This is a genomic window from Lelliottia sp. WB101 (genome assembly GCF_003051885.1).
GTDB classification, from domain to species: domain Bacteria; phylum Pseudomonadota; class Gammaproteobacteria; order Enterobacterales; family Enterobacteriaceae; genus Enterobacter; species Enterobacter nimipressuralis.
In genome coordinates this window covers 390,482-409,647 of sequence record NZ_CP028520.1, presented here as the reverse complement: position 1 = coordinate 409,647, position 19,166 = coordinate 390,482, and the positions used below count along the sequence as shown (strand labels likewise).

At 57.1% G+C, this 19,166-nt stretch carries 19 protein-coding genes; 13 read left to right on the top strand and 6 right to left on the bottom strand.

Features of this window, described 5'->3' with window-relative positions:
* Positions 1-13: 13 nt before the first annotated feature.
* The gene (gene fbp, locus DAI21_RS01880; RefSeq protein WP_100777841.1) at positions 14-1,012 is read right to left on the bottom strand and encodes a class 1 fructose-bisphosphatase; all 999 of its coding nucleotides are present in this window, start codon (positions 1,010-1,012) and stop codon (positions 14-16) included.
* A gap of 198 nt (positions 1,013-1,210) precedes the next feature.
* Between fbp and mpl the strand changes: the two genes are divergently transcribed.
* Complete coding sequence (gene mpl / locus DAI21_RS01875) at positions 1,211-2,587, top strand: UDP-N-acetylmuramate:L-alanyl-gamma-D-glutamyl-meso-diaminopimelate ligase (RefSeq protein WP_102104471.1); 1,377 nt, start codon at positions 1,211-1,213, stop codon at positions 2,585-2,587.
* A gap of 63 nt (positions 2,588-2,650) precedes the next feature.
* Here the strand turns inward: mpl and yjgA are convergent, their stop codons facing one another.
* A complete protein-coding gene (gene yjgA / locus DAI21_RS01870) occupies positions 2,651-3,202 on the bottom strand; it encodes a ribosome biogenesis factor YjgA (protein WP_095280536.1) in 552 nt (183 codons plus the stop codon).
* A gap of 94 nt (positions 3,203-3,296) precedes the next feature.
* On the opposite strand from yjgA, the gene pmbA reads away from it, so the two are divergent.
* Positions 3,297-4,649 (top strand): metalloprotease PmbA, encoded by a 1,353-nt coding sequence (gene pmbA / locus DAI21_RS01865; RefSeq protein ID WP_100777839.1) that lies wholly within the window; start codon positions 3,297-3,299, stop codon positions 4,647-4,649.
* Between the two features lie 101 nt (positions 4,650-4,750).
* Positions 4,751-5,137, top strand: coding sequence for a cytochrome b562 (gene cybC, locus DAI21_RS01860; RefSeq protein WP_100777838.1), 387 nt, complete (start codon positions 4,751-4,753; stop codon positions 5,135-5,137).
* A gap of 69 nt (positions 5,138-5,206) precedes the next feature.
* On the opposite strand, the gene DAI21_RS01855 is transcribed toward cybC, so the two are convergent.
* Complete coding sequence (locus tag DAI21_RS01855; protein WP_100777837.1) at positions 5,207-5,362, bottom strand: Hok/Gef family protein; 156 nt, start codon at positions 5,360-5,362, stop codon at positions 5,207-5,209.
* 412 nt (positions 5,363-5,774) lie between these two features.
* Here DAI21_RS01855 and DAI21_RS01845 point away from each other — a divergent pair, with 412 nt between their 5' ends.
* From DAI21_RS01845 to DAI21_RS01800, 10 genes are all read left to right on the top strand, one after another.
* Complete coding sequence (locus DAI21_RS01845; protein WP_107702366.1) at positions 5,775-6,113, top strand: glycine dehydrogenase; 339 nt, start codon at positions 5,775-5,777, stop codon at positions 6,111-6,113.
* An 11-nt stretch (positions 6,114-6,124) separates the two neighbouring features.
* On the top strand, positions 6,125-6,487 hold the full coding sequence (locus DAI21_RS01840; RefSeq protein ID WP_107702365.1) for an SFCGS family glycine-rich protein: 363 nt from the start codon (positions 6,125-6,127) through the stop codon (positions 6,485-6,487).
* 2 nt (positions 6,488-6,489) lie between these two features.
* Positions 6,490-6,789: a DUF4312 family protein gene (locus DAI21_RS01835; RefSeq protein WP_100777834.1), complete on the top strand. Its 300-nt coding sequence runs from the start codon at positions 6,490-6,492 to the stop codon at positions 6,787-6,789.
* Positions 6,790-6,811: 22 nt separating this feature from the next.
* On the top strand, positions 6,812-7,588 hold the full coding sequence (locus DAI21_RS01830) for a DUF4311 domain-containing protein (RefSeq protein WP_095280543.1): 777 nt from the start codon (positions 6,812-6,814) through the stop codon (positions 7,586-7,588).
* 13 nt (positions 7,589-7,601) lie between these two features.
* On the top strand, positions 7,602-8,243 hold the full coding sequence (locus DAI21_RS01825) for a DUF4310 family protein (RefSeq protein WP_095280544.1): 642 nt from the start codon (positions 7,602-7,604) through the stop codon (positions 8,241-8,243).
* 42 nt (positions 8,244-8,285) lie between these two features.
* Entirely contained in the window at positions 8,286-9,419 is a 1,134-nt protein-coding gene (locus DAI21_RS01820; protein ID WP_107702364.1) for an amidohydrolase/deacetylase family metallohydrolase, read from the top strand.
* Entirely contained in the window at positions 9,403-10,521 is a 1,119-nt protein-coding gene (locus tag DAI21_RS01815) for a DgaE family pyridoxal phosphate-dependent ammonia lyase (RefSeq protein ID WP_100777832.1), read from the top strand. Before DAI21_RS01820 ends, DAI21_RS01815 begins: the two co-directional genes overlap by 17 nt.
* Positions 10,518-11,258, top strand: a complete 741-nt coding sequence (locus DAI21_RS01810) for a KDGP aldolase family protein (RefSeq protein ID WP_107702363.1) — start codon at positions 10,518-10,520, stop codon at positions 11,256-11,258. Before DAI21_RS01815 ends, DAI21_RS01810 begins: the two co-directional genes overlap by 4 nt.
* Positions 11,259-11,335: 77 nt before the next feature.
* The gene (locus tag DAI21_RS01805; protein ID WP_107702362.1) at positions 11,336-12,481 is read left to right on the top strand and encodes a lactonase family protein; all 1,146 of its coding nucleotides are present in this window, start codon (positions 11,336-11,338) and stop codon (positions 12,479-12,481) included.
* 19 nt (positions 12,482-12,500) lie between these two features.
* Complete coding sequence (locus DAI21_RS01800) at positions 12,501-14,411, top strand: transcription antiterminator (RefSeq protein WP_107702361.1); 1,911 nt, start codon at positions 12,501-12,503, stop codon at positions 14,409-14,411.
* 32 nt (positions 14,412-14,443) lie between these two features.
* On the opposite strand, the gene nrdG is transcribed toward DAI21_RS01800, so the two are convergent.
* From nrdG to treC, 3 genes are all read right to left on the bottom strand, one after another.
* Complete coding sequence (gene nrdG, locus DAI21_RS01795; RefSeq protein ID WP_107702360.1) at positions 14,444-14,908, bottom strand: anaerobic ribonucleoside-triphosphate reductase-activating protein; 465 nt, start codon at positions 14,906-14,908, stop codon at positions 14,444-14,446.
* A gap of 70 nt (positions 14,909-14,978) precedes the next feature.
* Positions 14,979-17,117 carry an anaerobic ribonucleoside-triphosphate reductase gene (nrdD, locus tag DAI21_RS01790; RefSeq protein WP_107702359.1) on the bottom strand — a complete coding sequence of 713 codons (2,139 nt, stop codon included), beginning with the start codon at positions 17,115-17,117 and terminating at the stop codon, positions 14,979-14,981.
* A gap of 375 nt (positions 17,118-17,492) precedes the next feature.
* A complete protein-coding gene (gene treC / locus DAI21_RS01780; protein ID WP_107702358.1) occupies positions 17,493-19,148 on the bottom strand; it encodes an alpha,alpha-phosphotrehalase in 1,656 nt (551 codons plus the stop codon).
* Positions 19,149-19,166: the final 18 nt, after the last annotated feature.

Here is a 19,166-nt window from a genome sequence, read left to right as displayed (position 1 = left end):
CATGTTAAAAACGTTATGCGTCCGGGTATTCGCGGATCAGACGCTCAACGTCTTCGACCATATGATCGTTGCCAACAAAGAACGAGCGGCGCTGATGCAGGCTTTCCGGGATGATATCCAGAATGCGCTCTTTACCGTCGCTCGCCTTGCCGCCGGCCTGTTCGGCCAGGAACGCCATTGGGTTGCATTCGTACAGCAGGCGCAGTTTCCCTTCCGGGTGGCTGGCGGTGCTTGGGTAGAGATAGATGCCGCCTTTCAGCAGGTTGCGGTGGAAATCCGCCACCAGAGAGCCGATGTAGCGCGAGGTGTATGGGCGCTGGGTTAACTTATCTTCTTCCTGGCAGAACTTGATGTATTTCTTCACGCCGTTCGGGAATTTGATGTAGTTACCTTCGTTGATGGAGTAGGTGCTGCCACTCGCAGGGTAACGCATACGCTCCTGGCACAGGCAGAACACGCCCAGTGACGGATCGTAAGTAAACGCGTGAACGCCGCAGCCGGTGGTGTAAACCAGCATGGTGGAAGAGCCGTAAACCACATACCCGGCCGCGACCTGCTTGCTGCCCGGCTGGAGGAAATCTTCTTCAGTGACCGGCGTACCGACCGGGGTCACGCGGCGATAGATAGAGAAAATCGTGCCGACAGAAACGTTAACGTCGATGTTTGAGGAGCCATCCAGCGGGTCCATCAGAACGACATATTTAGCATGCTCGCAGCCTTCGAAAACAACGATTTCATCTTCTTCTTCGGAGGCGATCCCTGCGACGATGTCGCGTGCGCGCAGTGCCGCTTTCAGTTTTTCATTCGCGAACAGATCGAGCTTCTGCTGAACCTCGCCCTGCACGTTTTCGGCACCGCTGGCACCCAGGATATCGACCAGACCGGCCTTGTTGATATCGCGGTGGATGATCTTCGCGCCGAGCTTTATTGCCGACAGCAAAGCAGTGAGCTCACCGGTAGCATGAGAGAACTCGTGCTGCTTTTCGACAATAAATTCACCTAACGTTTTCATAACACTTTCCCTGCATCGTATGTGAGTAAAGCGATCGTATGTTGCGTATAAAGCCTGAAGTCCAACAATCTTAACAAACATTCAAATATTAGCGCAGAGGTGAATCGCGCCAGCAAAATACGGATTTACCTGAAATGCGTTTCTCTGGCGCTGACATGTGAGTAAAATGTGCGCCACACAGAAGAGGGATAGTGACGTATGCGCATTCATATATTGGGGATTTGTGGCACATTCATGGGCGGACTGGCGATGCTGGCGCGCTCTTTAGGCCATGAGGTGACAGGTTCGGACGCCAATGTGTATCCGCCGATGAGCACGTTGCTTGAGAAGCAGGGTATCGACCTGATTTCAGGATATGACGCCAGTCAGCTCGATTCTGAGCCAGACCTGGTGATTATCGGCAACGCCATGACCCGTGGTAATCCGTGTGTGGAAGCGGTGCTGGAACGCAACATTCCATTCATGTCCGGCCCTGAGTGGCTGCATGATTTCGTGCTGCGCGATCGCTGGGTGCTGGCCGTTGCCGGTACGCACGGCAAAACCACTACCGCCGGTATGGCGACCTGGATCTTAGAGGCTTGCGGCTACAAGCCGGGCTTTGTGATCGGCGGCGTACCGGGGAATTTCGACGTCTCCGCGCGTCTGGGCGACAGCCCGTTTTTTGTGATTGAAGCGGACGAATACGACTGCGCGTTCTTTGATAAGCGCTCCAAATTCGTGCATTACTGCCCGCGCACGCTGATCCTCAACAACCTAGAGTTCGATCACGCGGATATCTTTGACGATCTGAAAGCCATTCAGAAACAGTTCCACCACCTGGTGCGTATCGTGCCGGGGCAGGGCCGTATCATTTATCCGGAAAACGACATCAATCTGAAACAGACGATGGCGATGGGCTGCTGGAGCGAGCAGGAGCTGGTGGGCGAGCAGGGCCACTGGCAGGCGAAAAAGCTGACCACCGACGCCTCCGAATGGGAAGTGCTGCTGGACGGTGAGAAAGTGGGTGAAGTGAAGTGGGAGCTGGTCGGCGAACACAACATGCATAACGGTTTGATGGCGATTGCCGCCGCACGTCACGTAGGCGTGCTGCCTGCCGACGCCGCGAATGCGCTCAATTCGTTCATCAACGCCCGTCGTCGTCTCGAACTGCGCGGCGAAGCCAACGGCGTGACCGTGTACGACGATTTCGCCCATCACCCCACGGCGATCCTCGCTACGCTGGCTGCCCTGCGCGGCAAAGTGGGCGGTACGGCGCGTATTCTGGCGGTGCTGGAACCACGCTCAAACACCATGAAAATGGGGATCTGCAAAGACGATCTCGCGCCGTCGTTAGGCCGTGCGGATGAAGTCTTCCTGCTGCAACCGCAGCATATTCCGTGGCAGGTCGCGGAAGTTGCTGAAGCCTGTGTGCAGCCTGCGCACTGGCATGCGGACGTAGACACGCTGGCCGATATGATCGTGAAAACGGCACAGCCGGGCGATCACATTCTGGTGATGAGTAACGGCGGTTTTGGTGGGATACATCAGAAACTGCTGGATGGTCTGGCGAAGAAAGCAGAAGCGGTAGAGCAGTAGAGTCACTGCTGTCCGGCCTACGGGGACGTAGGCCGGATAAGTGCAGCGTTATCCGGCAATAATTTAACCTTCGTTCTCAGCCAGCTCGCGTAGATACTGGAAAATCAGGCGCGCAGATTTCGGCGGCTTATTCCCTTCTTTCTCTTTCTTCGCGTTACGGATAAGCGAACGTAACTGCTGACGGTCGGCGTCCGGCCACAGGTTCAACACTTCTGCGACCGCGTCGTCGCCATTGTCGACCAGACGGTCGCGGATCTGTTCCAGCTTATGGAACAGCGCAACCTGCTGGTTGTGGCGGTTCTTCAGCTTGTCCAGCGCCTGGCGAATCGGTTCTACATCGCGCTGGCGCAGCATTTTACCGATCAGCTGCAGCTGACGGCGACGGCCTTCTTTTTTGATTCGTTGGGCCAGTTCAATGGCTCCGCGCAGATCCGGGTCGAGCGGGAGTTTATCCAGCGCGTTTTTACCCAGCTCTACCATTTCCGCACCAAGTTGCTTTAACTCTTCGGCGTCGCGTTTAATTTCACTTTTACTGACCCAGATGATTTCATCATCTTCGTCTTCGATGTCATCACCGGGAACGTCGTCGAGCCAGTCTTCGGGCTGCTTAGTCATGTCAGGCTCCTTAAAAAAGAGGCTAATGTTACCAGTTAAGACGCGCACTGAAAAACGGTTCTCTGTTAGACTTCAGATAACTCCCTCTTACAGTATGGCATTTGCGATGAAAGTAACCTCACAAGTTGAAGCGCAGCGTAAGATTCTTGAAGAAGCGGTATCCACCGCACTGATGCTGGCATCAGGCCAATCCGATGGCGCCGAAGTGGCGGTCAGCAAGACCACGGGCATTAGCGTCAGCACCCGCTTTGGCGAAGTGGAAAACGTTGAATTTAACAGTGACGGCGCGCTGGGGATTACGGTTTATCACCAGAATCGCAAAGGCAGCGCCTCTTCGACGGATTTAAGCCCGGATGCGATCGCTCGCACCGTGCAGGCGGCGCTGGATATTGCGCGCTATACCTCGCCGGACCCTTACGCAGGCGTGGCAGACAAAGAGCTGCTGGCGTTTGACGCGCCGGATCTCGACCTGTTCCATCCGGCTGAAGTGACGCCGGACGAAGCCATTGAGTTCGCTGCCCGCGCCGAGCAAGCCTCTCTGAAAGCAGATAAACGCATCACGAATACCGAAGGTGGCAGCTTCAACAGCCACTACGGCATCAAAGTATTCGGCAACAGCCACGGCATGCTGCAGGGCTACTGCTCGACGCGCCATTCGCTCTCCAGCTGCGTGATTGCAGAAGAGAACGGTGACATGGAGCGTGATTACGCCTACACCATTGGCCGCGCGATGGGCGATTTGCAGTCGCCGGAGTGGGTCGGCGAAGAGTGCGCAAAACGCACCCTTTCCCGTTTGTCGCCGCGCAAACTCTCCACCATGAAAGCGCCCGTGATTTTTGCCAATGAAGTGGCAACCGGTCTTTTTGGTCATCTGGTTGGTGCGATTGCAGGTGGCGCGGTGTATCGCAAATCCACCTTTCTGCTCGACGCGCTCGGCACGCAAATCCTGCCAGAATGGCTGACCATCGAAGAGCATCCGCACCTGCTGAAAGGGCTGGCGTCCACGCCGTTCGACAGCGAAGGCGTGCGCACGGAGCGTCGCGATATCATCAAAGACGGCGTGCTGACGCAGTGGCTGCTGACCAACTACTCTGCGCGCAAGCTGGGGCTGAAAAGCACCGGTCACGCGGGCGGTATCCACAACTGGCGCATCGAAGGCCAGGGGCTGAGTTTTGAACAGATGCTGAAGCAGATGGGCACCGGTCTGGTGGTCACTGAGCTGATGGGCCAGGGTGTGAGCGGTATTACCGGGGACTACTCGCGCGGTGCGGCGGGGTTCTGGGTTGAAAACGGTGAAATTCAGTATCCGGTGAGCGAAATTACCATCGCCGGCAACTTAAAAGATATGTGGCGCAATATTGTTACGGTCGGTAACGATATTGAAACGCGCAGCAATATACAGTGTGGTTCAGTGCTGTTGCCGGAGATGAAAATCGCCGGTCAGTAATACCCGTCCTGTTTCGGGCAGCAGGTGCGTTGAGTGCGCGCGTGCCTGCACCCCGAATGCGGCAGGTATGACTTTTTTCATAATAAAAAAGGATGTGAGCAATGTATAAGAGCCTGTTAGCCGTCGTCGTCGCTTCAACGCTGGTCATGAGTTCGGCTGCCTTCTCCGCCGATCTTGAAGACAATATGGACACCCTCAGCACCAATCTGAAAGTGGTGCAAAAAACGGATAATGCGACGGAAATGAAAGACGCATTAACCAAAATGCGCGCCGCCGCGCTCGACGCGCAAAAAGCGACGCCGCCGAAGCTGGAAAACGCAGCTCCCGACAGCGCCGAAATGAAAGATTTCCGCCACGGTTTTGACGTGCTGGTCGGCCAGATCGACGGTGCGCTGAAGTTGGCCAACGAAGGTAAAGTCAAAGAGGCACAGGCCGCGGCTGACGGCTTTGTCACCACCCGCAATGAGTACCACAAAAAGTATCGTTAATTGGGTGCCTGAGCTGTACGCCCATCCTCGTGAAGCGGAGGCATAATCCCTGCCTCCGCATTTAGCTCCTTACTTCCAGGAGCGGCAGTCCATCCGCGCAACTAACTCTAGCGAACCCTGACGAAAACGGATTTCGCAAAGCGTTTTGCGGTTTATCAGAGATAAGATGATTATTGTCAAAGCAACAATCATCAGAGCCCTGATAATCGGTTTCTGCTGCTTCATGGATGCCTCCTTGGCAGCGGGTAAGGCATTACTTCACGTGGTTAGACGTGATGTTCCAGCCCCGACCCTGATTTAAATTCAGATAGGGGCTTTCCACTTTCCGTCCCATGCATGAGACGGTCAGTCTCAAGCACCCACGCGCACTTTACCGAATCCCCATAAGAAAACCTTATCCAGTTCACATTTCTACGAGCCTGCTCGTAAACTTTTTCGTTCTCTTTCCTGCCGTTTGACCACCGAATAGCGTGATATTCATCACGCAAATCCAGCTGATAATTCATATTCACCGCAATTATGTGGCACAGATCACTGGTGCCGCTCTCCTTTCCACTTCGAAGTGGAAAACAACTCGCTACAAACAAATAACCGCCAGCGTTAGTTTTATCCCAGAGCCATTAACGGGGTAAGACGAGTGATTAACGGAGCGGTAATGAACGACGTTGGGGAACAGGCAGCGCAGACGGCACAGCTCGCTGACACCATGCTGGAGCAGGTATTCACTCTGCTTAGCCATCACAACATCATTCCCAATGACGTCCAGGTTCAGATGCTGACGTCCCACGTTCGCGCAATGGCGCACCGGTCCGTGACCGGCGAACCGCTGCCGGACGTAGAAGCTGACCTGTTTGACGAAATTTCTGCAGATTCAATGCGGCTTGCCCGCGAAGTGGTCGCGCAGTTTGGCAACCTTCCTGATGAAGAAGCCTGGCTGCTCTCCGTTCACTTCGAAGTCGCGAAAGACAACCTTTAAGGAGCACTACCATGGAACAAATTACTGTTGTGATTGGCGATCGTCTGGGCAAAGGCCAGAAAGTGGCTATCGGCGTTGAAAAAGCAGGCGGACGTGCGGTTGTCGTGCCAGGCGTGGCGGCAGACATGAAACTGGGCGACGTCATGAAAGCGGAAAACGCCACTTTCGGCATCTCTTTCTGCGGCAGCGGCGGCGCGGGTGCAATCACCGCACAGACCAAATATGGCTACAAAGCGAAATACGGCATGCGTTCAGTGGAAGAGGGCGTCACTGCCATTAACGAAGGCTGCAACGTGCTGGGCTTCGGCTTTATGGATAAAGAAGAGCTGGGCGAGCGTCTGGTTCAGGCGTGGCAGAAGAAGCACGGCGTCTGAGCATGAAAGAGCAATTCACCACCACGGTGAGAGTGAAAGGCAAAGGCGAGATGAAATCCCGCGCCTTTGCCGACGCGCTAAACCACGTTCAGGCCGCGGTGATGAAAGCATCGCCGCATATCTTACTGCGTATTGAGCCACAGGATGTGCAGGTTGTTCAGGCGCAAGAAGCGGTGCGTAAGGAAGCTTTTCTGTACTTCTTTTTGCGCCGGGAAAGACGCACCTACAGCGTGGAGCTGGATGTGACCGTCAACGTGACCGCCATCAATCTCGACAAGGTGGACTTTGTCACGCAACGCTGATTCTTACTAATAGGGCAGACTAATGTTCCTGATAATTTTAATAAAATCGCTCATCATCGGCGGCCTGGTTGGCGTCGGCGTGGGCGCCGGGGCTGCACGCATGTTTCATGCGCCTACCACACAGGGTATGGGCGCGTTTCGTACGTTGGGGGAACTGAACTCCTGTGAAGGGGACCCTGCGTCTCACTTCTCCTTTGGTCTGGGGTTCTTCTTTAACGCCTGGGCATCGTCAGTGGCTGCGGGGGCATTCACTCAAGACGTTGACCATCGCATCATCCCGAACTGGGGTGCGGCGGCGCTGATGCTGAAAAACCGCAACGTGGGCGAAACACTGCACGACCCACGCAAAATGGCGATTGCCTGCGGCATCATCGGCATGTTCGTGGTCACCTTCCTGAACCTCACCGCCTCGTCCGTTCCCGCTGCCCTGCAGGTCACCGCCGTGAAGGTGCTGGTTCCGGCAGCGAACCTGCTGGTGAACACCGTGATGCCTGTGATTTTCTGGCTGGCGGCTATCGATGCGGGCAAAAAATCGGGCTTCTGGGCGACCGTGTTTGGCGGCGCAGCGCAGCTGATTATGGGGAACGCCGTACCGGGTCTGGTGCTGGGCATTCTGATCGGTAAGGGCGTTGAAGAGAGCGGCTGGAACCACGTCACCAAAGTGATGATGGTCGCCATCGTGCTGCTGTTCGTTCTGAGCGGCTTCTTCCGCGGCTTCGACATGAAGATGATCGAATCCTTCCATCTGACCGTGCCGAACTGGCTCGATCTGATCCACAGCTCGCTCAGCGGCAAATAACAGGAGCCTCGACATGGAACAGAATAAAGGTTTTTGGTATGCCGACTGGTCGTTCCCGATCTTCGTTGGCCTGCTCTCTTCCGGCGTCTTCGCCGGGACGCACATGTACTACCTGTACGGCATCGGCGCGTTTAACGAAGTGGCTTTCGTGGCGATGCTGAAAGCGGGTATCGACACCGGTGTTTACGGTGCGGTCGCCGCGTTCGGTGCAAGCTTCCTGTTCGCCCGTATCATCGAAGGCTCCCTGGTGGGGATCCTGGATATCGGCGGTGCGATTCAGACCGGCGTGGGCCTCGGCGTTCCGGCGCTGCTGTTGGGCGCGGGGATCATGTTCCCGGTGACCAACTTTATCGCCTCGCTGGCGACCGGCCTGGTGATTGGTCTGGCGATTGGTTACGTGATCATTCTGGCGCGTAAATTCACCATCAATCAGAGCAACTCCACCTACGGGGCTGACGTGATGATGGGCGCGGGTAACGCCTCTGGCCGCTTCCTCGGGCCGTTGATTATTCTCAGCGCCATGACCGCCTCTATTCCGATTGGTATCGGTTCGCTGGTCGGTGCGCTGCTGTTTTACCTCTGGCAGAAGCCGATTACCGGCGGCGCGATCCTCGGCGCCATGATTTTAGGTTCGCTGTTCCCGGTGGCCCTTTAACTCCCACGGGCGCTCACGCGCCCGTCCTTTCAGGAGATACGCATGTTTGATTTACTCCTGCGCCGTGCGCGCCTGACCGACGATACCCTGACCGATATCGCCATCCAGGACGGTAAAATCGCAGCGCTGGGCGAGATTTCCACTCCCGCACACAAAACCGTCGAGCTGAATGGCGAAGTCTTCGTCAGCGCCGGCTGGATTGACTCCCACGTTCACTGCTATCCAAATTCCCCGATCTACCACGATGAGCCAGACAGCGTCGGCATCGCCACGGGCGTGACCTCGGTGGTGGACGCGGGAAGTACCGGCGCAGATGACGTGGACGACTTCTACGAAATTACCCGCAAAGCCTCAACGGAGGTTTTCGCCCTGCTGAACATCTCCCGCGTGGGGCTGATCGCCCAGAACGAACTGGCGAACATGGCCAATATCGACGCCGATGCGGTGAAACAGGCCGTTGCACGCCACCCGGATTTCATCGTCGGCCTGAAAGCGCGCATGAGCAGCAGTGTGGTCGGCGAAAACGGCATCACACCGCTGGAGCGCGCGAAAGCGATTCAGAAAGAGAACTGCGATCTGCCGCTGATGGTCCACATCGGTAACAATCCGCCGAATCTCGACGAGATTGCCGAACTGCTCAGTTCCGGCGACATCATCACCCACTGCTATAACGGCAAACCGAACCGCATTCTGACGCCAGAGGGCGAACTGCGCGCCTCCGTCACCCGTGCGCTCAAGCGCGGCGTGCGACTGGACGTGGGCCACGGTACCGCAAGCTTTAGCTTTGAAGTGGCGAAACGCGCCATCGCGATGGGCATTCTGCCGCACACCATCAGCTCGGACATTTACTGCCGCAACCGTATCAACGGCCCGGTGGGCAGCCTGGCGAGCGTGATGTCGAAATTCCTCGCAATCGGCATGTCGCTTCCGCAGGTGATCGAGTGCGTCACCGCGAACGCCGCCGATGGCCTGCGTCTGGCCCATAAAGGCCGCATTCAGCCGGGTCTGGATGCCGACCTGACGCTGTTCACCGTTAAACGCCAGCCCACGCTGCTGGTGGATGCGGAAAACGACAGCCTGCAGGCTGAACATATTCTGGTGCCGCTAGCCGCGATCCGCGCGGGCAAGGGCTATATGACCGAACAAGGGAGTACGGAAAATGCCTTCGATTTATGAGAAATACAATTTAAAACAGGTGATTAACACCTCAGGCCGCATGACCGCGCTGGGCGTGTCGACGCCGCGCCCGGAAGTGGTGCAGGCGGCGATGGACGGCATGAACCAGTACTTCGAAATGAAAGATCTGGTGAATAAAACCGGGGAGTACATCGCGAAGCTGCTGGACGTGGAAGGGGCGACGGTGGTCTCGTGCGCGTCAGCAGGAATTGCCCAATCCGTAGCCGCGGTGCTGGTCAAGGACAGCGACTGGCTGCTGGAAAACCTGCACGTTACGCCGATTGAGAACAACGAAATCGTGCTGCCGAAAGGCCACAACGTCAACTTTGGCGCACCGGTCGGCACCATGGTTGCGCTCGGCGGCGGTAAACTGGTGGAAGCCGGTTACGCCAACGAGTGCTCCGCCGATCAGCTGGCGGCGGCGATCACCCCGCGCACAGCGGCGATCCTCTACATCAAATCGCACCACTGCGTGCAGAAAAGCATGCTCAGCGTTGAGCAGGCCGCAGTAGTCGCGCGAAAACACGATCTGCCGCTGATCGTCGATGCGGCGGCCGAAGAAGATCTTCATACCTACTATCGTTCGGGCGCGGATCTGGTGATCTACAGCGGCGCGAAAGCGATTGAAGGGCCAACCAGCGGCCTGGTGATTGGCAAAACCCAGTACGTAGAGTGGGTCAAACGCCAGACCGCGGGTATTGGCCGCGCGATGAAAGTGGGCAAAGAGGGGATTCTGGGCCTGACCTGCGCCATCGAACACTATCTGACGGCGACCAAAGAGAGCGGGGCAGAGATGGTGGCGAAGATGACGCCCTTTATCGATGCGCTGAATACGCTCAATGGCGTCACGGCCCGCGTGGTATGGGACAGCGCTGGCCGCGATATCGCTCGTACCGAAATTAAATTCGATGAAGCCACCACCGGCGTGGGCACCGGCGAGTTGGTCAGTCAGCTCAAGCAGGGCGAATACGCGATCTATTTCCGTGGCTACAAGGCCAACGAAGGGATTATCGAAGCGGATGTGCGCAGCGTCAGCGCCGATCAGCTGAATATTGTTTATCGCCGCATCCGCGAAGTCTTAAGCCAGGAGAAACAAGCATGAAACTGACCCCCAATTTTTATCGTGACCGCGTGTGCCTGAACGTGCTGGCCGGTTCCAAAGCCAACGCCAGCGCGATCTATGAAGCCGCAGAAGGCCATGTGCTGGTGGGCGTGCTCTCCAAAAACTATCCTGATGTGGCGAGTGCCGTCGCTGATATGCGCGAGTATGCAGCGCTGATCGACAACGCTCTCTCCGTCGGACTCGGGGCGGGCGATCCGAACCAGTCGGCGATGGTCAGTGAAATCTCTCGCCAGGTGCAGCCGCAGCACGTCAACCAGGTGTTCACCGGTGTGGCGACCAGCCGCGCACTGCTGGGGCAGAATGCGTCGGTGGTTAACGGTCTGGTCTCGCCAACGGGAACCGTCGGAATGGTCAAAATCTCCACCGGCCCGCTGAGCAGCGCGGCACCGGACGGTATCGTCCCGGTTGAGACGGCGATTGCCCTGCTGAAAGATTTCGGCGGCAGCTCCATCAAATACTTCCCGATGGGCGGTCTGAAATGCCGTGACGAATACCAGGCCGTTGCTGAAGCCTGTGCCCGCCACGATTTCTGGCTGGAGCCAACCGGCGGTATCGATCTGGAAAACTTTGAGGAGATCCTGCAGATCGCCCTCGACGCAGGTGTGAGCAAAATCATTCCGCATATTTATAGCTCGATTATCGACAAAGCCAGCGGCGATACCCGTCCTGAGGACGTGCGCACGCTGCTGGAAATGACGAAGACGTTGGTCAAGTAGTTCTCGCCGCGCCTGAACCCTCTCCCTTCGGAGAGGGTCGGGTGAGAGCATCAAACCGCACAACACCAGGAGCCGCCATGCACACCCATAACCTGCTCGTCGCTTCACTCTCCCTGCTTGCCACCGCCGCCGTCGCACAACCCCAGTACGCCTGGGTCGGCACCTACAACCCGAACGGCGAAGGGCTGTACCGTTTTACGGTCGATCCCAACAATGGTGCGCTCGGAGAGAAAACCCTCGTGAGCCAGTTACCCAACGCGGCGCAGCTTACGGTTTCGCACGATGGCAAAACCCTCTATCTGGCGAGCGAAGCGGAGAAAGGGGTGATTCAGGCGTTACGCATCGGGGCAAACGGTGAACTGACCGAGCTGAATCAGGTGGCGTCCGGCGGGGCGGGACCTGTGTATGTTTCCCTGACACCAGAGGGGCGTCATCTGCTGGTGGCGAACTATGTCAGCGGCTCGATTGCGGTGCTGCCCGTGAAGGCTGACGGCAGTCTGGGAGAGGCGACGGACACCCATCAGGATCAGGGTGAACCCGGTGCGGCGAAACCGGAAGCGGCTGTCGAAGGCAGTTTTGCCGTAAGCGATCATAACGGCCCTCACGCCCATATGATCGCCGCCGATCCGAGCGGGAAATACGTTTTTTCGACGGATCTCGGTCTGGATCGGATCTATCAGTATCGTTTTGACAAGCAACGCGGAAAGCTCACCCCAAACGAGCCGCCGTTTATCAACGCCTCGTCCAAAGGCGCCGGGCCGCGCCATTTTGTCTTTACGCCGAAAGGCGATGGCCTGTGGCTGATCAACGAAGAGTCCTCGACCCTGACCTGGTATGCCCTGGATCAGGCCACCGGCACGCTGAAAGAGGGCAAAACGATCTCTTCCCTGCCGAAAGAGTATAACGGCACCAGTTTTGCCGCAGGGCTGGCGTTGAGCGCTGATGGCCAGCAGCTGTACGTCGCGAACCGTTTGCATAACAGCATCGCGCACTTTAGGGTAACGGCCGAGGGCACGCTGGTGCATCAGGAGGATGTCTGGACCCGTGGCGATTACCCACGCTCTCTGACCCTGGATAAGCAGGGCCGCTGGCTGTACGTTATGAATCAGCGCAGCGATAACATCACCCGTTTTCGCGTTGCACCCGATGGCAAGCTAAGCTTCGAACCGGACTACACGCCGGTCGGCAGCCCATCACAGATGGTCATTTCAACCGGGCCATGAGCCGTAAGAGGATAAAGACGTGCGATTTCCGAACCAACGTTTAGCGCAACTGTTCGATCTGTTGCAAAACGAGACGCTGCCGCAGGACGAGCTGGCGCAGCGGCTGTCGGTATCCACACGTACCGTGCGGGCGGACATTACCGCCCTGAACGCGCTGCTGGCAGGCCACGGCGCACAGTTTATTCTCAGCCGCGGCAACGGCTATCAGCTCAAGATTGACGATGCCGCGCGCTATCAGTCGTTGCAGGATTCTCGCCCGCGTGCGCTGCGGATCCCGCGCACCGGACAGGAGCGCGTGCATTATCTGGTGGTGCGTTTTCTCACCTCTGCTTTTTCGTTAAAGCTGGAAGATTTGGCTGATGAATGGTTTGTCAGCCGCGCGACCCTGCAAAACGACATGGTGGAGGTGCGAGAGTGGTTCCACCGCTACAGCCTGACGCTGGAAACGCGCCCGCGCCACGGCATGAAACTGTTCGGCAGTGAGATGTCGATTCGCGCCTGCCTGACGGATTTGCTGTGGGAGCTGGCGCAGCAGGACAGCCTCAATCCGCTGGTGACCGAAGTCGCCCTGAATGCGGGTGTGCCGGAGAAACTGGTCATGGTGCTGCATGACACCCTCACGCGCCATCACATTCGTCTCACGGATGAAGGCGAGCTGTTTGTACGGCTCTACTGCGCCGTGTCCGTGCGACGCATCAGCGAAGGCTATCCGCTGCCGGAATTTAACGCCGAGGATGTCGAAGAGAACGTGCGTGACGCCGCGAGGGATATTGCTGCGGCCATCGCCCGGCTGGCGGATAAAGTGCTTTCACCGTCAGAGGAGAACTGGCTTTGTGTCCACATCGCCGCGCGCCAGATTCAGGAGATCGCCCCGAGCGCGATTAACGCTGACGACGACGAAGCGCTGGTGAACTATATCCTGCGCTACATTAACACCCACTATAACTACAACCTGTTGAACGATGCCCAGCTGCACGCGGATCTGCTGACACATATTAAAACCATGATCACCCGCGTGCGTTACCAAATCATGATCCCCAATCCGCTGCTGGATAACATCAAACAGCACTATCCGATGGCGTGGGATATGACCCTGGCGGCGGTCTCCGGCTGGGGGAAATACACGCCGTACGTGATCAGCGAAAACGAGATTGGTTTTCTGGTGCTGCACATCGGCGTCGGGCTGGAGCGGCATTACAACGTCGGCTATCAGCGCCAGCCGCGCGTCCTGCTGGTGTGCGACGCCGGGAATGCGATGGCGCGCATGATTGAAGCGGTGCTGCAGCGCAAATACCCGCAGGTGGAAGTGACGCGCACCGTCACCCTGCGCGAGTACGAGCTGGCGGAAAGCATCAGCGAGGATTTCGTGATCTCCACCGCCCGCATCAGTGAAAAAGCGAAACCGGTGGTACAGATCGCGCCGTTCCCGACCGACTATCAGCTGGAGCAGATCGGCAAGCTGGTGCTGGTGGATCGCACCCGTCCGTGGATGCTGGAAAAATACTTCGACGCCGACCATTTCCGCGTGATTGATTCAAACAGTGATCAGCAAACGTTGTTCCAGGAACTGTGCGGGCAACTGCGTGAGGAAGGATTTGTCGACGCGGAGTTTCTCGACTCGGTGGTCGAACGTGAAGCCATCGTCAGCACCATGCTCGGCGACGGTATCGCGCTGCCGCACTCCCTCGGGCTGCTGGCGCAAAAAACCGTGGTCTACACCGTACTGGCTCCGCAGGGAATAAAGTGGGGCGACGAAACGGCGCACGTGATTTTCCTGCTGGCGATCAGCAAAAGCGAATACGAAGAGGCGATGGCGATTTACGATATTTTCGTCACCTTCCTGCGCGAGCGGGCGATGACGCGCCTGTGCGGCTGCCGTGATTTTGCAGAATTCAAAACGGTGGCGATGGAGAGTTTGAGTCGTTTTTGAGGCGATGGGCGGAAAACGTCTCCGCCCACGGTTTATCGCAAATGATGTACAACCTGGTTGCTGCTGCCGCGCCAAATCAGCGCCGGGTCTTTCAAATCCTGCACGAACTTACCATCCACCAGCACGTTAATTAGGTCGACGATTTCCATCTGAGCGTCGTTTAGCTCATCCAGCTTATAGCCGGTCCACACCCAGATATCTTTCCCCACGCACTCTTCTCGAATGCGTTTCACCAGTTTCAGAATGTGCGGCACATTCTGCGGATGGAGCGGATCGCCGCCGGAGAGGGAGACCCCCTGGCGCGGGATCCGCGTGTCGTTCAGATCCTTGATAATCCGGTTTTCCATCTCGTCGTCAAACGGCAGGCCCGAGTTCAGACGCCAGGTGCTTTTGTTGTAGCAGCCAGGGCATTCGTGAACGCATCCGGACACAAACAGCGTGCAGCGGGTGCCGGGGCCGTTGACGATGTCGACGGGGTAATACTGGTGATAATTCATTTTCGCTTCTCAATTATCGCAATGCCCGCGCTGGTTGCTCTTGCTCACCCGGCATCAGCGCGGCAGAGGATTACCCGATCTGGCCATTCCCCAAATGTTTCACGCGGCGCTTCACTTCTTCCTGCTTACCGGCGTTGAACGGGCGTGCGTCCGGGCTGCCGAGATAACCACAGACGCGGCGGGTCACGGAGACACGCGCGGCGTCGTGGTTACCGCATTTCGGACAGGTAAAGCCCTTGCTGGTACATTCGAATTCACCGGTGAAACCGCACTCGTAGCACTCGTCGATCGGTGTGTTGGTGCCGTAATACGGCACGTGCTGATAGCTGTAATCCCACACGTCTTCCAGCGCTTTCAGGTTGTGCTGAATGTTCGGGTACTCGCCGTAACAGATAAAGCCACCGTTCGCCACCGGCGGGTAGGCCGCTTCAAAGTCGATCTTGTCGTACGGATTGACCTTTTTCTCCACGTCGAGGTGGAAACTGTTGGTGTAGTAGCCTTTGTCGGTCACGCCGTTCACCACGCCAAACTCGGCGGTATCCAGACGGCAGAAGCGATCGCACAGGTTTTCGCTCGGCGTGCTGTAGAGGCTAAAGCCGTAGCCCGTTTCGTCTTTCCACTGGTCGACCGCATCGCGCAGGCGCTGAACGATAGCGATGCCTTTCGCGCGCAGGGCTTCGCTGTCATACATGTGCTGATTGCCAAACAGGGCGTTGATGGTTTCGTGGATGCCGATATACCCCAGCGAAATCGACGCGCGACCGTTCTTGAAGATTTCAGAAACGTCATCGTCCGCTTTCAGGCGCACGCCACAGGCACCTTCCATATAGAGGATAGGCGCCACGCGGGCTTTCACCCCTTCCAGACGCGCAATACGGGTCATCAGCGCTTTACGCGCCAGCTGCAGACGTTCGTCGAGCAGGGTCCAGAACGCGGCTTCGTTACCCTTCGCTTCCAGCGCGATGCGCGGCAGGTTGAGGCTGATCACGCCGATGTTGTTACGGCCTTCATGCACCTGCTCGCCGTTTTCATTTTCATACACGCCGAGGAAGCTGCGGCAGCCCATCGGGGTTTTGAACGAACCCGTGACTTTCACCACCTGGTCGTAGTTCAGAATATCCGGATACATGCGCTTGCTCGCGCATTCCAGCGCCAGCTGTTTGATGTCGTAGTTCGCATCACCAAACTTGTGATTCAGGCCATCGCGAATGGCGAAGACCAGTTTTGGGAACACCGCGGTTTTGCGGTTTTTACCGAGACCCGAAATACGATTGCGCAAAATCGACTGCTGAATCAGACGCGACTCCCAGCTGGTCCCCAGACCAAAACCGAAGGTCACGAACGGCGTCTGGCCGTTGGCGGTGTGCAGGGTGTTCACTTCGTATTCCAGAGACTGGAACGCGTCGTAGCACTCTTTCTCGGTGCGGGAGCGGGCATAGCCGTCCGCGTCCGGGATCTGCCACTCTTGCGCCACTTTGCGATGCTTGTTAAAGCTCTCGGTGACAAACGGTGCCAGCACTTCGTCGATGCGGTTAATGGTGGTGCCGCCGTAAATATGGCTGGCGACCTGGGCGATGATTTGCGCCGTTACCGCCGTGGCGGTAGAGATGGATTTTGGCGGCTCGATCTCGGCGTTGCCCATTTTAAAGCCGTGGGTCAGCATGCCTTTCAGGTCGATCAGCATACAGTTGAACATCGGGAAAAACGGGGAGTAATCGAGATCGTGGTAGTGGATCTCACCGCGTTCATGGGCCTGCACCACGTCGCGCGGCAGCAGATGCTGACGAGCATAGTGCTTGGCGACAATACCGGCCAGCAGGTCGCGCTGAGTCGGGATCACTTTGCTGTCTTTGTTGGCGTTTTCATTCAGTAGCGCAGAGTTGGTCTGCTCGACCAGGCCGCGGATCTCCTGATTCAGGCGACCACGCTTTTCACGCTGGATGTCACGGTCGTGACGGTACTCAATGTAGGCGCGCGCCAGCTGCTTGTACGGGCCGGACATCAGCTGGTTTTCTACCGCAGTCTGGATCTCGTTGATATCCACCTGACTGCGCTCATTCATCTGGCTACTGACGATTTCTGCGACGGTGGCGCAGTAATCTGCGTCATCGACTCCCGCTGCTTTAGCTGCACGCAGAATCGCTTCTTTGATGCGCTCTGATTTAAACGGCACTTTACAGCCATCTCGTTTCATCACATGCGGTGTCATGATCACTCCATTAAAAACAGGTTATCCACAGAGGTGGGGAAGGCTGCACAGGACGCAAGTCCCGATGCCTCAGTCACTTCCCTCGTTCCCGACGCTTGTTATCCACAATTCCGGCCGGCGTCGTCGCCGTTGTCTTGTTGGAATAGTAGACGATAAATACAATATATTGGGTCAGCGTGCATTTTAAGTTCTATATGTAGTGATTTGCATCAAACATGTTTGCGATTTTTTTGATTCAGAACAAAGTAAAAAGACGAGAGTACAAACGGCGGGCACTACAGCGATTGTAAATCCGGGCAGGAAAAATCTGATTAAATATTCAACAAAAACAGTAAAATATTGCCGGGCAAACGCAGCGCTGCCCGGCATTTTGTACTACGCCTGCAGCCACCACACCGCCTCAAACGGACGCAGTGTCATCGCGGCGGGTTGGCTGGCGACTTCGGCGTAGTTGCTGAGCACCACGCGCCAGTCGCCGCTGAGGGCGTCCGGCTGCCACGCCTGGCATTCATGACTCAGGTTAGCGACCACGATCAGCGTCTGCCCCTGCCACTGGCGGCGATAGCACCACAGGTAAGGATGCGTCGGCAGCAGATCCTGATAGTCGCCCCAGGTCAGCAGCGGCAGCGATTTGCGCAGAGCGATCAGCGACTGATAGGTATAAAACACGGAGTCGGGATCGCTGAGCGCCGCGTCAACGTTGAGGGTTGCGACGTTATCGCACAGATCGATCCACGGCTCGCCGGTGGTAAAACCGCCGTTCGGGGTGGCATCCCACTGCATCGGCGTGCGGCTGTTGTCGCGGGATTTACTCGCCAGAATCGCCAGAAGTTCCTCTGCATCGCGCCCCTTTGCCCGCTGTTCGGCGAACATGTTGTGGCTTTCCACATCGCGATAATCGGTGATGCGGGCGAAATGCGGGTTGGTCATGCCAATCTCTTCACCCTGGTAGATGTACGGCGTGCCCTGCATGCCGTGCAGCACCATTGCCAGCATTTTGGCGGAGGTGGTGCGGTATTCCCCCTCGTCGCCAAAGCGCGAAACGATGCGCGGCTGATCGTGGTTACACCAGAACAGAGCGTTCCACGCAACGCCATGCATCCCTTGCTGCCAGTGGCTGAAAAGGGTTTTCAGCGCCACGTAATCGGGCTTCGCGAGTGTCCACTTTTCGCCGTTCGGGTAATCGACTTTCAGGTGATGGAAGTTAAAAGTCATCGACAGTTCACGCCCGTCGAGCGCGGCATATTGCTGGCAATTTTCCAGCGAGGTGGAGGACATCTCGCCCACGGTCATCAGGTTGCGCGGGGTGAACACATCCCGGCTCATCTCCTGCAAATATTCATGGGCGCGCGGGCCGTCGGTATAGAAACGGCGGCCATCGCCGAGGTTATCGTCCGGGAAATCCTGGTCCTTAGAGATCAGGTTAATCACGTCGAGGCGCAGGCCGTCCACGCCGCGATCGGCCCAGAACTCGCACACTTTTTTCAGCTCGCTGCGGACCTGCGGGTTTTCCCAGTTCAGATCCGCCTGCTCAGGGGCGAAAAGGTGCAGATAATACTGCTCGCTCTCGGCGTGCCAGCGCCAGGCGTTGCCGCCAAATTTGGAGCGCCAGTTGTTCGGCAGCGCGTCCGGCGTACCGTCACGCCAGATATAGAACTCACGGTACGGGCTCTCTTTGCTGAGAGATTCACGGAACCACGCGTGCTGCGTGGAGGTGTGGTTGAGCACCATGTCGAGCACCAGACGGATGCCGCGCGCATGGGCCTGTTTCACCAGTTCGTCAAAATCATCCAGCGTGCCGTAGGCCGGATCGATGGCGGTGTAGTTCGCCACGTCGTAGCCGTTATCGATCTGCGGGGAAATATAGAATGGCGTCAGCCAGATGGCGTCCACGCCGAGGGTTTTCAGATAGTCCAGACGCTGCGTGACGCCGCGTAAATCACCGGTACCACGCCCGGTGGTGTCCTGAAAACTCTTTGGGTAAATCTGATAGATGACGCCGTTTTGCCACCAGTGCGGTAGGGTATTCATAATGCGTTCCTGCAAATG